Origin of the sequence: Paenibacillus endophyticus (assembly GCF_014192395.1) — a bacterium.
GTDB classification, from domain to species: domain Bacteria; phylum Bacillota; class Bacilli; order Paenibacillales; family Paenibacillaceae; genus Pristimantibacillus; species Pristimantibacillus endophyticus.
The window spans coordinates 121,279-135,276 of sequence record NZ_JACHXW010000015.1; the positions used below are offsets into that span (position 1 = coordinate 121,279).

Consider the following 13,998-nt stretch of genomic DNA (forward strand, 5'->3'; position numbering starts at 1 on the left):
CCACCCTCTCTATTCATTGCCATCCTATTATTTTCTAAGGCGGAGCTCGTCATACATGCCCGCCAGCTTGCAAAGCCTTAATCCGTTTCAACTTGCTCTATAATATGATTGGTTATTAAGTTATACCGTAATCTTCAGTACATGGTTTCAAATTACGGCAATTTATAGGATGTTGATTGAAAGCTCCCTTATATTTTAGTACATAGTACGCTTGCCTTCCATAATCATATTGGCATTGATATCATCCATTTCAAGCATTGATTGTCGTTCTCGGACATCCATCGAAGCATTAATCATCTTGAAAAACGTTTTTCAGAAATAAAATTGCTGCCCGATTCTGGTACCCTCCTACCTCATGTCCTGAAAAAGGATAGTCATTCAGCTCTTTTTTGGCATTGATCCGATTGAAAACCGCGTAAATCGTTTCCGGCATGCATACCGTGTCTTTCCAGCCAACCGACATTAAGACCGGCGCTTGAATTCGTTCCGCTAGGTTGAGCATGTCGAAATGTGCCAGTGTATGCAGTATATGCTCAAGCCTGTCTGGATAACGCTTTACGTGCTGAGCAACCTCGGTCAACGAACCTGTCGAATGCATAATGCCATAATCCATATGGCACATATTCGGAATATCGGCTACGACAGCGCTTACCTTCGAATTAAGAGCAGCAGCTAAAAGCGCAAGCCCGCCACCTTGGCTGCCTCCGACTACCGCTATACGGGCGGCATCCACCTCCGGCTGCAGCGCAGCAGCATCGACCGCTCTTACCGTATCCATTGTGATTGCCCTGTAATAGCTTTGCTCAATGTTTTCAATGCCTTGCGTGACCCAGCCTTTTATCGTCCCTTCCTCCGAAGTCAGCAGGTTGCCGGTCTCACCGCCTTGTCCTCTAGCATCGACCGCAAATACTGCATAGCCGAGAAGCAGCCATGCCGCATAGCGCTCGGGCAGGCCTTTGTCGCCCGTATACCCTTGATAGATGACGACGCAAGGAAGCTTCTTCCCAAGCAATCCCTGCTCCGGAACGATATAAAGCGCATGAATGGGGGTTTCGTCACTCCCCTTGTAGGTCAAGCGTTCCGTTCTAACCGTACTTAGCGGTGTATCCAGCAGCTCCTTCACAATTTCAAGCGGCTTGTCCGAATAGCTCGCAAGCACAGCGTCCCAGTAACGGTTCAGTTCTGCCAAATCCATCGTAACAGGCGGATAATAGGCCAATAAATCACTTTTTCTTCTTTCTATCGCATGCATATTAGTATACCCCTATTCCAATATGTATTTTCGTCGCACTCCAGTCTTGCATGAAAGAGTTTAAGTAAGCGTTATCAAAACCGTTCGAAAAGCAAGCTCCCTAAGTACAAGGAGGCTCTGCTTAACTTTGTATTTTATAATAAATGCGCCTATCCTATCTATCGGATTTTTGATTCTTATCCTTTAACACTAGCGGTCCAATCACAAATGCCATGACAAGCAGCGTTGCGCCAGTCATCATCGCGATTCCGTAGCTTTGCACCCAGTAAGGACTGTCCGCAACTCGCTTGTAAATCCAGCCTCCCAGAAGCGGACCCGCAAATCCAGTAATGCCAGTCAGCGCAGAGAATACGGCAATATACATGGGACGCTCCGATTTAGGCGTATCCCCGATAATAAAGTTAAAGGCAAGCAGATTGTAGCCTCCAACGCCGACGCCAAGCACAATATGGACGGCAATAAGGATCAGAATGGCAGGCAGAAACGCCATCCCACCCCATAATAAACAGGCAATTCCTATAATGGGAAGCGCCCACCGCAGCAAAGCGCGTGTTGAATATTTGCTGTTCATATTTCCCCAATAGTAATAGCTGAACATCATCACAATCATTTGAATCGTAGTGATGACCGTCACCCAGGTGTAATTGAGGTTGACGATATCCAGCATGACATAAGAGAAAAATGGCACAGCTATATTTTGGATCAATATAAAAGTAGCCAGAAATAAGGTAGCCAGTAAAAACGTAAGGTCGCCAAGCGGCTTCTTTAATCTTTTCCATTTCGAAGCTTCGATTGAGCGTTCGAGCGGAAGATTCGGATAACGGTACAGCTCAATGCCGTTCCAGACTGTGGCTGCCGCACAAATCACATACAGGACAACAAAACCGCTGCCTTCAGGCAATCGATTCAAAATTTGCCCGCCGATGAGCAGGCAGAGGCTTGCGACCGCCCAATGAATCGTATTCCGAATGCCGAAATACCGTCCACGAACCTGAGCGGGCACCATATCCGCCACAAGCGAGGTCCACAGGACCCCAGCAGACTGCGCGCAAATATAAGAGACCGTAAACATCACGATATACGCAGCCACCCAGTAGCCCTCCGGCACCCAGAATGGGATAAGCCCGGTTGCTGTCCATAACGAACGGTGAACAAGGCTGAATATCATAACGTAACGCCTTCTGTTTTCGAACCGATGCATGTAAAAGGCGATAATGAGCTGTACGAGGTTGGCAAACGCAGGAATCGCTAGCGCTGCACCAATTGCGTCCGACTTCGCTCCCAAATAAAGGAGGTACGCTGTAAGCAGCGGACCTCCTAGCAAATTTCCGATAATTGTTGCAGGAATGCCTTCCACTATAGCTGTGTGCAAGCCCCTTCTCTGCTCGGACATTCTCCGTCTTGGCAACAGGATGTCCTTTAACATACATACCCTCTCCGCTCTGCTTACTCGTGGTGTACAATCAATTCAATCAATGTTCTAACCATTACGCCAGTTGCGCCTTTCGTTTCCCAACCCCGACTCGAATCCAGCCAAGCCGTTCCTGCGATATCCAAATGCACCCAAGGCAGATCCTCCGCAAAATGCCCGATAAAGAGCCCGCCGGTTATCGTTCCGGCATACCTGCCGCCGCTATTTTTCAAATCTGCCGCATCACTCATGATCTGTTTCTTATATTCTGGATAAGCAGGCAGCTGCCAGATCCGCTCGCCCGATCGATCCGATGCCGCTTGCACTTGGTTGAAGAGAGCTTCGTTGTTCGTTACCGCTCCTGTCGCTTGCGTGCCAAGAGCAACGGATACAGCTCCCGTCAATGTTGCCACATCCACAAGCTTTGTCGCGCCTCTCGTAATCGCCGTCGTGAGACCGTCTGCAAGCACGAGCCTTCCCTCTGCGTCCGTATTCACAATCTCCACCGTATGGCCGCTCATCATCCGCAGAACATCTCCCGGTTTCATTGCACGGTCTGAAGGCATGTTCTCCGCTGTCGGAATAACGGCAATTACATTCCTTGCAGGTTTCAGCTCTCCGATTACACGCATGGCACCAAGGACTGCTGCCGCACCGCCCATATCCGAAATCATTTCCTGCATGCCGTCAGCCCTCTTCAAAGAGATGCCTCCCGTATCAAACGTAATGCCCTTTCCTACCAATCCCCATGCCTCATCCGAGCTTGGGTTGCCTTTATAATGAATGACGATCATGCGTGGCGGGTTAATGCTTCCTTGACCAACGCCCAGCAAGCCGCCCATGCGCTGCTCCGCGGCGCTCCATTCATCGATTACCTCGATCTCCAAATCAAGCTCCCGCGCCAGCTCCTCTGCATGATAGGCAAGCCGCTCCGGCGTTAGATCATTTCCTGGCAGATTAGTCAAATCACGGGCCAAAACAACTCCTTCGGCATACAGCTTGCCTTTAGCAATACCCTGCTCCCACAATGCGGCATCTTCAGCCGAAGCTGCCGCCCCTTGCGGTAAAAAGCCCACCTCTTTCAGTGAAAACCGTTCAGACGGCTCGCGTTTCAGCGGCTGGCGTACGTGAAGCGATAACAGCAGTCCCTCAGTCAACGCCTGCGCTGAACGTTCTATCCCCAGCTTCGCTAGCGACCCATCAAGCAAGACGTCTGACAGCAGAACCTGAACCTTCTCCGCACGCAGCTTTTTCAGCGCTTTCGCAGCAGCAGCGGCAGCAAGGCGAAGGCCTGTCGCGCCTCCCTCTGAATCAAGCCCTACGAACACGATATGTGCAGCGGGATATAGACCGAGTGTCGGCATAACTGCAACTTGCTCAGCATCTGCCTTAAACAATCCTTTAGCATGCTGGGCCCTAAGCGCTTCATCGATTTGCGGCTGCAAAATCGGAAGCGCTCCTTCACCTTGAACGAATTCTTTTTTGCCTATAAAACGTATGACCGCCTCTGCAGCCGCTTGCTCCGTATTTCTCAATCCGTATGTAAATGATACGTTCATTAGTTGTTTCCTCACTTTCTTCATCGGTATATTTGCATAGACGTCCACCGAAATGCAGACTTATTCATACCGTTTGCCAAACTCATTATACCTAAGGATCTTCGACTTTTCCATGTTTATCATTGAAGCATGTACGACCTTAACAATCGAAAAGCTCCCCTCCCAAGTCGGGAGAAGAGCCCTTATATGTTCTTTTGCTCGCGGTTCATATACGCCACCTAATTAGGCAAGCGGCAAAGTTATGATGAATTCCGTCCCTACGCCCCGTTGGCTGTCAACCCGAATAGTCCCATTATGATTGCGAACAATCCGATAACTGACGGACAGCCCCAGTCCCGTTCCGGCTTGCTTTGTCGTAAAGAAGGGGTCAAACAACCGATTCATCGTCGCCTTTTCCATGCCTTTACCGTTGTCCTTGATGATAATCTCAGCAGATTGCCCGTTGCTGCGCGTAACAATATCAATCAGGCCTCGTCGTTCACTTTGTACCTCTTCAATGGCATCAAGCGCATTTTTGATAATATTCAATATGACCTGCTTGACCTGCTTGACGTCGATGGAAACCAAATGCTCCGCGCAATAGCATTCAGCCTTAATCTCGCAGTTCCGCATCAGTGCTTCGCTTTCAGTCAGCAAAACGACTTCCTTTATCAAATGATCGATGGACACCAATTGCTTCATCGGCGCCGACGGCTTGGACGAGTTTAGAAATTCATAAATAATATCATTAGCTCGATCAATCTCCGTCAAAATAATACGTGCGTACTCCTCTTTGCCAACCTCAAGCAAATAAGGCCGGAGCAGCTGTATAAAGCCCCGGATGCTCGTCAACGGATTTCGAATTTCATGTGCAATGGCGGCTGCGATCTTTCCGAGCATTGCAAGCTTGTCATTCTGCAAAGCGGTTTGCTCAATCTGCTTGTATTCCGAAACATCCTTAACACTGAATAAAAAATCACCGTCTAATTGATCACCGTAAGTAACCGTTACTAATAGATGTTTGCCGTCTTTATGCTGGAATTCATAGTACCGACTGTGCATCAGAAACATTTCCTTGTAAAGCCTTAGAACTGTCCGTTTTGTACTGCTCGCAAGCTGTCTATGCCGCAATATTTCCTTGATCGTGCAGCCAATCAACGTTTTCCTAGGAATATCGAGCAGCTTGGCCATCTGCACATTAATAAAAGACAATATGCCGTCGCTGTCAAATAAGGCGATACCGCTGTCCATGTGCTGAAGCACATTTTCATATTTATTTTTCACCTTTTCGAAGGAGCGATTGGATCTGAACAGCATTTCACGCATTTCACTAAATTTCTGTTCAGTAGACCGTTCCGGCTGCAGCCGGAAGCGGCAAGCGACCATGATTTCCATTAAGAACACAAATGAACGATTATATAACCGCACAGCTTCCTCCGAGTCGACATTCGCGGCTAATGACTGTATGCATTCTTCATGTACAGCAATGATTTCTTCCGGATTTATTCCGTAAAGCTCCTTGCCCAGCTCGTTGGCATGGAATAATGATACTTCCTTACCACTTCTAATATACTCGGCAAGCGCCGGGAAATAGCGCTTTCGAATGGCCAACATCATGTACTCCTCCCCGGCAACGTCTATAGAGATAACAGTTACAGTTACTACTAATCATAGGGCGAGTTTACAATCGCTGTCAATCGGAAATACTGTCGAAATTTGTTCGTCAACTGGGTAAAAAGTATCGTACGGACACGATTAGGTCTTTAGACTGTTTGTGAGACAAATGACTTTCTACACCCTTTTTACGATTAAAAAACCAGCCCTTTTTCCTTGTCGGCATGGTTGGCTAAGCTAATTCGCTAGTTTGTATTCAATCCCTATTATTGTCCTTTTCATTCGTGTTTCTATTATCGTTTGACTTATCATCTTTTCCCTTATCGTTTTTTTTATCTGAATTCCAGCCATCGCGATCGTCACGGTTATCCTTATCGTCATCACGCCAATTGATTCCCCAACCGATATTATCACGGTTATCCTTATTGTCGTCACGCCAATTGGTTCCCCAGCCGTTGTTATCGCGGTCCTCATTGCGAATGTCGCCTCTGTTATCTTTGTCATCATCGTCGTTATTGTTACGCGATTGATTCCAGCCTTGATTCCAATCTCGGTCATCGTCCTCTTTATCGTCATCCTGTTTATCCGAATTCGGACGATTTGGTTTGCTCGGTTTGCTCGGTTTGCCCGGTTTTCCTGGTGTTGTCACCGGTTTATCATCCAAAGCACCGTTTCTTATAGGCTTTTTCGTCTCCGATGGTTTCAAGGTTACAACACTGCTCGGCTTCTCAGGCTTCGCTGCCTTGACCGGTTTATTCGGTTTAGCGGTTGCAGTCGGCTTAGCTGCTCCACCTTTGTTTATATTGTTTTGCTGCTTGGCTTTTTCCTTTTTTTCCTTCGCAACCAGCTCTTTCAGCTTTTCTTTGCTCTTGTCCTGCGCATTGTCTACAATCGTTTTTACTCCACCAACCGGCTCCGTTGCTTTATCGATGGACTGCTGCTTCAATTGCTCTATTTCAAGCGAATATCCCTCTTCCTTCGCCATTAAATAAACGGCCATTTTACCTGAGGATATACCGTTGATCGCCGCTTCCTCACGCACCTCATTTGGGATAGACATGGTCGTAATATTTGCAGTTGCGGCCTCATCTGTCAGATTGTTTAGCAGCAGCCTCAGCGCTTCGTCGACTTTTCCTGTCAAAATACTCTCATAATCGAGTTTTAGTGCAGAAGCATCACTAAGCAGAACACTTGTAATAAAAATATCCTTGTTTGGCGTATCCAAATAATGCGATGTCTTCGCTTTTTCTAGCAGGGACGAGGCAACGTTCTCTACATTGATTCCGTCGAATGGAAGGCCTTTAATAATATTCTCGCCGTCAGCATTTAACGCCCGCAGCTCACGTACCTTCCCATTCTCGTCCACGCCTAGCTCTACGCTTGGATTAATGTCCATACTTACATATGCCACGACAGGATTCTTATCTCTTTGAATAAAGAATAAGAGAGGCAGGATGAACACTAGCAGAATAGCAGCTGCACTCCCATACCAGTATGCAGGCTTTACATTTCGGGTTTTCTTGTACACCGCTTCGAAAATAATTTCTTCTCCCAGCTGCGGCGTACCTTGAATAGGGGCTTGCAAAAATTGTCCGTCTGCCGTCATGACGACCGCATGCTGCTTATGGATACTCACAACAATTCCGCGTTTCATTTGCTTGCCTCCTTATTCGAACCCATATGGTCTTCGGATATATGTAGATAATCATGCATGTATGGATATGGTCCTGATATGACGAGTGAGATCGCAATAATATACTTTCGGTTGCGCTCCACTGTTTTGCGTGAAACGCCGCACAGTTCAGTCAGCTCTTTAACTGGCAGCTTCCCTGATTGCCTAAGCGAATCGAACAATGGCTCTTCGCCTAACAGCGTTTGAGCGATGCCAATCAGCAGCCTTCTGGAATCTGCATGCTTCGGAGATACTTCCACCAGCTCAGCGAATGAAATTCCAAAACGATCAAGTTCATTGTTCAACTCGCCGATTTCGACTCTGCGTTCATCCTCGGTTCGTTTCATCTCGAAAGCGAACATCGCTTGCTTCGTTTCTACTGAATTATATTGAGGCTGTTCTTCTTCCTCTGAGTCAAACATGCTATAGGGAACAACCTTGGAATGCCTCTGTTCTTTTCGGACATGGTCAATAAGCCGGCGGCGAATGACGGTTTCAGAAAATCCGATAAACGATTTCCCTGCATGACTGGAGAACTGATTGATGGCTTCATTAAAAGCTAACAGCGCTATGCTGAACTCATCGTCTCGGCTCGGATCAATATACCGTTTGCAAAATCGGCTTGTCACTTTCATTATATAAGGTTTGTAATCTGCTATGAATTGCTCACGCAGCAGCTCGTCGCCATCTCGAATACGAGCAATCTTTTGTTCGGGAGTCAGCTTATCCTCCTCCGCAGCTTCTGCAGAAACAGTATTCCGCAAGAAGCGTTTGAACAATACGAGTAACAACCGCTCCACCTCACTATTAGTATGATTCGTTTCTGTCATTCCGGTTTCGGGGGGTACATTATGAGAACATCTTCATTTATTTTAAAACAAGAAGAAACGGCTTCTCCATCCTCTGCAAGAGGAGGGTATCCGTTTCTCGTAGAAATAGAAGAATAATTATCGCGTGAAACAAATAAAGTCTTATATTTTAATAAAAGCCTCCCAAAAGGAGGCTCACCATTCATGTTTAAAAAAACTAAACGGAAGTACGGCGTTGTCGCAGCTTATTCCTTCGGTTATTCAGCATCCCAAGACGCTTCTTAAGGACAAGCTGCCATTCCGTATCCTCAATCTGCTTCGCAAAGCTTAGCAAATCAAGTGCCATATCAATTTGACTGTGAACGACATCCATCGGATCCTCATTCTCGTGATTCACGCAATTTTCAAGCAGCGCCATGCCTTCTTGCTCAACGTACTCCTGGAAATCAACTTCAGCAGCACCGTCGCCATGCGCATATTCAGCTAATATTTCATATTCGTTTTCGATTAAGTAATGAATATCTACACGGTGACATACCGGACAAAACACAATCGGTACATTGTGAATATGCGTCCGAAAATGCTTAAGCGTTCCCTTAGTCCCAATCATGCTAGCTCCACAGCAAAAGCTCATTGACGACCCCTCCTTAAAGGTTTGCGAAGCAAACCTACTTCGTAAGCATCAACTAAGGTTTGCGAAGCAAACCTTCAGCAATATCATGATAATCGATTACGTACGCTAATGTCTTATTCATTCGATCCTGTGGCTATTACCTTATTCGCCCTGCACTACGTAAATTCCTGCTTTTCATTGATAATATGTACCCGGCCATGCCTATAAATAAACAAAACCCGCGCCATCGCATGGCGCGGGTTTTGTTGTGACCGGTACGAAACGTATTATTTCGATACCAATGTTTGTTGACCTGGTTTCCAGTTGATTGGGCAAAGTCCGCCGGATTGCAAAGCTTGCAATACGCGAAGCGTCTCATCAACGCTGCGGCCTACGTTGTTATGGTTAACAACTTGGTATTGTACTTCGCCTTCTGGATTGATGATGAATAGACCGCGAAGCGCGATACCTTCTTCTTCAATGAGGACGCCGTAGTCACGAGCAACGCTCTTCGTGATGTCAGCTGCAAGCGGGAATTCAAGCTGGCCTAGTCCATTATCATTAACCGGCGTGTTGATCCATGCGCGGTGGCTGTGTTTGCTATCAACGCTGACACCTAGAACTTCAGTGTCCAATTTTTTGAATTCAGCAGCTGCAAGGCTAAGTGCTGTGATTTCAGTTGGGCATACGAAAGTGAAATCTAGCGGGTAGAAAAACAATACCAACCATTTGCCTTTGTAATCTGCAAGTGATGCTGTACCAAAATCTTTACCGTCGCCTGTTGCTGTTTCCATCGAAAAATCTGGGGCCTGGCGGCCTACCAAACGCTCTGCCATTATAGAAAACCTCCTTGGACCTATCCATAAATTTTTATTATTTTTGTCACTTCATCTGTGTGACTTACCTAGTAAATAGTATCACTAGTCTAGAATGAAGTCAATATTATAATTAATACTTATTTATAATAATTATAATCTAGAAACTATTTTCTAAGAGCAGCTACGATCAAATCGCCCATTTCTGTCGTACCGATTGCAGTGCTCTTATCAACTGCAATATCACCAGTACGGTGGCCTGCATCAAGAACTTCTTTAACAGCCGCTTCAATAGCCGCTGCAGCCTCATGATAGCCAAATGTAAGGCGGAACATTAATGCTACGGATAGAATCGTTGCGATTGGATTAGAGATGCCTTGTCCAGCAATGTCAGGAGCGGAGCCGTGTACCGGCTCGTACAAGCCGAAGCTTCCTTCGCCAAGCGAAGCGGATGAAAGCATGCCAATCGAGCCTGTAAGCATTGCTGCTTCGTCACTTAGAATATCACCGAACATATTTTCAGTCACGATTACATCGAAGCTTGACGGACGGCGAAGCAATTGCATCGCGCAGTTGTCTACAAGCACGTGTTCCAGCTCAACCTCTGGATATTCAGGAGCAATCCGGTTAACTACTTCACGCCATAGACGGGAAGTTTCCAGAACGTTTGCTTTATCAACGGAAGCAAGGCGCTTGCCGCGAGTCATCGCGATATCGAATGCTTGACGAACGATACGCTCAATTTCTTGTACATTGTATACGCAAGTATCAACAGCTTCTTCGCCGAATGCACCTTCACGACGGAATTTCTCTCCGAAGTAGATTCCGCCTGTCAATTCACGAACAACGATAAGATCCGTGCCCTCAAGCACTTCAGGCTTCAACGTCGATGCTTCTTTCAAGCAATCGAACACTGTTGCAGGGCGGATGTTGGAGAATAGTCCAAGCGCTTTGCGAATGCCGAGCAAGCCTGTTTCAGGACGAAGCTCTTTGGAATTGTTGTCCCATTTCGGGCCGCCTACAGCTCCAAGCAATACGGCGTCTGCTCCTTTGCAAAGATCAAGCGTTTCTTGCGGTAGCGGCGTTCCTTTCTCGTCGATAGCGATTCCGCCGAATAAGCCATGCTCCGTTTCGAATTGGTAACCGAAAAGCTCTTCGGTTTTTTTAAGTACTTTAAGCGCTTCGCCAACAACCTCTGGACCAATACCGTCGCCGGCAATAACCGCGATTTTTTTAACTTCTGACATAATAAATGTAACACTCCTCTTTTTCATTTAACTTGTCCTTCATCGCTCCCTGCGGACTCGGTGAACAACATGTTTCACTCATTCTCATTCTATTATCATTTGTACCACAAAAACGCTCTGATTACAAAGATATAAAATCTATTTACTCTATAGACTACGGCTATAAAGAACCTAAAAACGTCCTACTTTCAACCGTTTCGGGATGCTCAGCTTCATATGGGAGTCATCATCTATTAGAAATGAAAATAGGACGGCCCCATAGGTCAGCTAGGACCTGGCGGGACTATCCTATTTCCTCATGCTATTCGTTTTACACTAAATTAAGCTCATTTTATCGCGGCGGCCTGGCGTTTTGCGTTTCTCGATAAGGCGGTTAAGCGCGTCAATATAGGCACGCGCGCTCGCTTCAAGAATGTCCGTGCTCAATCCCCGACCTTGGGCAGAAACATCATTCTGCTTCAGTACCACATGAACCTCACCTTGTGCGTCCTTGCCTTGCGACACGGATTTGATCGAATAGTCTTCCAGTTCCACAATCTCTTGCGTAACTTTGTCAATCGCATTGTAGATCGCGTCCACAGACCCATTGCCTATTGCAATCTCCTCAACAACTTCGCCTTCTGCTTTGCGAATTCGAACAGAAGCGCTTGGCGTTGACTGATTGCCATAGCTCACTTGAATCGTCTCCAAGCTGAATACCTCCGGCGTATCAATCAGCTTCTCCTCAAGCATCGCAAGAATATCCTCGTCGCTGACCGTTTTCTTGCGATCCGCAAGATCCTTAAACTTAGCAAATGCTGCATTAACCGCATCGTCCTCAAGCTCGTAACCGAGATCGATTAGCTTCTCGCGGAATGCATGGCGCCCAGAGTGCTTGCCCAGTACAAGCTTTGATTCCTTCAGCCCGATTGTTTCAGGAGAAATAATCTCATAAGTCGTTTTCTCTTTCAGCATGCCATCCTGATGAATGCCTGACTCATGCGCGAAAGCATTGGCGCCGACGATTGCTTTGTTTCCAGGCACGACCATGCCTGTCAGCTTGCTGACTAGTCGGCTTGTTTTTGCAATTTCCTTTAGGTTCAATGTCGTTTGCGCGCCGAAATAATCCGGACGCGTCGCAAGTGTCATCGCGATTTCTTCAATCGCGGTGTTGCCTGCACGCTCGCCAATCCCATTGATTGTACCTTCGATTTGATCCGCGCCGTTTAGTATCGCTGCAAGAGAGTTGGCAGTCGCCATGCCAAGATCATCATGACAGTGGGCGCTTAGCTGGATCTTCTCGATATTCGGAACATTTTCCTTCAACGTCTTGAAGATATTGCCGAACTCAAGCGGATTCAAATAACCGACCGTATCCGGAATATTGACAACCGTAGCTCCTGCATTAATGGCCATTTCTACTACCTGGCATAGGAAATCCAGCTCCGTACGTCCGGCATCCTCTGCCGAGAATTCAACCTTGTCGAAATATTTCTTCGCATAGCGAATCGCACGCTCCGCCGTTTCCAGCACTTGATCCTTCTCCATGCGCAGCTTGTGCTTGCGGTGGATGGGACTTGTAGCAAGAAATACGTGAATACAAGGATCCTGTGCACCAATAAGCGCTTCACGAACGGCGTCAATGTCTTGCTCGCGTGAACGGGAAAGACCGATAACCGTTGCGTTTTTGACCGCGCGAGCCACCGCGTTAACGGCTGCAAGATCACCAGGCGAAGCAGCTGGGAAGCCGGCTTCCATACGATCTACGCCAAGGCGTTCAAGTTGAAGGGCGATCTCTACCTTTTCCTTCGTGTTCAGGTTCACACCAGGAGATTGCTCTCCGTCACGAAGCGTTGTATCGAAAACATAAATTTTCCGCATTTGTGCATTGCACCTCCGTGAACAGAATGATCCCGGCACGCGAATGGATTCGCCCTGCGCTGCGGATCCCGCAGCGCAAAGCGATCCGGCGAGCCGGGATATGGTCGTTTCTTCTATCTGTTATTACTTCTTGATCCAGTGCATCAATTCGCGAAGCTGTGCGCCTGTTTGCTCGATAGGGTGAGCAGCTTCGTTACGGCGAGTAGCCGTAAGCATCGCACGGTTGGATTGGTTCTCCAAGATGAAGTCGCGAGCGAAACGACCGGATTGGATATCTTCCAATACGCGTTTCATTTCTTTTTTCGTTTCTTCTGTAACGATGCGAGGACCTGTTACATAATCGCCGTATTCAGCAGTGTTGGAGATGGAGTCGCGCATCGACGAGATTCCGCCTTCATACATCATGTCAACGATCAGTTTAAGCTCGTGCAAGCACTCGAAGTAAGCCATTTCTGGAGCGTAGCCAGCTTCAACAAGCGTCTCGAAGCCCGCTTTAACAAGCGCTGAAGCGCCGCCGCATAGAACCGCTTGCTCACCGAACAAATCTGTTTCTGTTTCTTCTTTGAAAGATGTTTCGATAACGCCTGCACGAGTACAGCCGATACCTTTAGCATATGCAAGGCCAATTGCTTTAGCATTGCCTGTTGCATCTTGCTCGATCGCGATAAGACCAGGAACGCCAAAACCTTCTTGGTACGTACGGCGAACCATGTGACCAGGAGATTTAGGAGCAACTAGGAATACGTCTGTATCAGCGTTCGGCACGATTTGGCCGTAATGAATGTTGAAGCCGTGTGAGAACATAAGAGCCGCGCCTTTTTTGAGGTTAGGAGCGATTTCTTCGCTGTATACTTTCGCTTGTGTTTCGTCAGGAAGCAAGATTTGAACAACGTCAGCTACTTTAGTCGCTTCTGCAACTGTAAGTACTTCAAAACCGTCTTTTTTAGCTACATCAGCTGATTTACCAGGACGAAGCCCGATAACTACTTTCAAGCCGCTGTCGCGAAGGTTTTGTGCTTGTGCATGACCTTGGCTGCCGTAACCGATAACTGCGATTGTTTTGCCTTGTAGTACGCCTTGATCAGCGTCTTTTTCATAGTACATTGTAACTGCCATTTTAATAATTGCCTCCTTTAATTTAACCCTTTTGAGCGGGTGTTTAAGCAG

At 47.1% G+C, this 13,998-nt stretch carries 11 protein-coding genes; all 11 read right to left on the minus strand.

Going from position 1 to position 13,998, the window contains the following annotated elements; genetic code table 11:
- Positions 1-289: 289 nt before the first annotated feature.
- Complete coding sequence (locus FHS16_RS21500; protein ID WP_183567542.1) at positions 290-1,252, minus strand: acetylxylan esterase; 963 nt, start codon at positions 1,250-1,252, stop codon at positions 290-292.
- A gap of 154 nt (positions 1,253-1,406) precedes the next feature.
- The gene (locus tag FHS16_RS21505; protein WP_183567545.1) at positions 1,407-2,678 is read right to left on the minus strand and encodes an MFS transporter; all 1,272 of its coding nucleotides are present in this window, start codon (positions 2,676-2,678) and stop codon (positions 1,407-1,409) included.
- Between the two features lie 20 nt (positions 2,679-2,698).
- On the minus strand, positions 2,699-4,222 hold the full coding sequence (locus FHS16_RS21510) for a leucyl aminopeptidase (RefSeq protein ID WP_183567548.1): 1,524 nt from the start codon (positions 4,220-4,222) through the stop codon (positions 2,699-2,701).
- Between the two features lie 222 nt (positions 4,223-4,444).
- Complete coding sequence (locus FHS16_RS21515; RefSeq protein WP_183567678.1) at positions 4,445-5,815, minus strand: ATP-binding protein; 1,371 nt, start codon at positions 5,813-5,815, stop codon at positions 4,445-4,447.
- A gap of 256 nt (positions 5,816-6,071) precedes the next feature.
- Entirely contained in the window at positions 6,072-7,469 is a 1,398-nt protein-coding gene (locus tag FHS16_RS21520; protein WP_183567551.1) for an anti-sigma factor domain-containing protein, read from the minus strand.
- Positions 7,466-8,278, minus strand: coding sequence for an RNA polymerase sigma factor SigI (gene sigI, locus FHS16_RS21525; protein WP_183567554.1), 813 nt, complete (start codon positions 8,276-8,278; stop codon positions 7,466-7,468). Before sigI ends, FHS16_RS21520 begins: the two co-directional genes overlap by 4 nt.
- A gap of 235 nt (positions 8,279-8,513) precedes the next feature.
- Complete coding sequence (locus FHS16_RS21530) at positions 8,514-8,930, minus strand: hypothetical protein (RefSeq protein ID WP_183567557.1); 417 nt, start codon at positions 8,928-8,930, stop codon at positions 8,514-8,516.
- Positions 8,931-9,196: 266 nt separating this feature from the next.
- Positions 9,197-9,745 (minus strand): peroxiredoxin, encoded by a 549-nt coding sequence (locus FHS16_RS21535; RefSeq protein WP_138752673.1) that lies wholly within the window; start codon positions 9,743-9,745, stop codon positions 9,197-9,199.
- A gap of 146 nt (positions 9,746-9,891) precedes the next feature.
- Positions 9,892-10,971, minus strand: a complete 1,080-nt coding sequence (gene leuB, locus FHS16_RS21540) for a 3-isopropylmalate dehydrogenase (protein WP_183567560.1) — start codon at positions 10,969-10,971, stop codon at positions 9,892-9,894.
- Between the two features lie 315 nt (positions 10,972-11,286).
- Entirely contained in the window at positions 11,287-12,831 is a 1,545-nt protein-coding gene (locus FHS16_RS21545; RefSeq protein WP_183567563.1) for a 2-isopropylmalate synthase, read from the minus strand.
- 123 nt (positions 12,832-12,954) lie between these two features.
- Complete coding sequence (gene ilvC, locus FHS16_RS21550) at positions 12,955-13,947, minus strand: ketol-acid reductoisomerase (protein ID WP_183567566.1); 993 nt, start codon at positions 13,945-13,947, stop codon at positions 12,955-12,957.
- Positions 13,948-13,998: the final 51 nt, after the last annotated feature.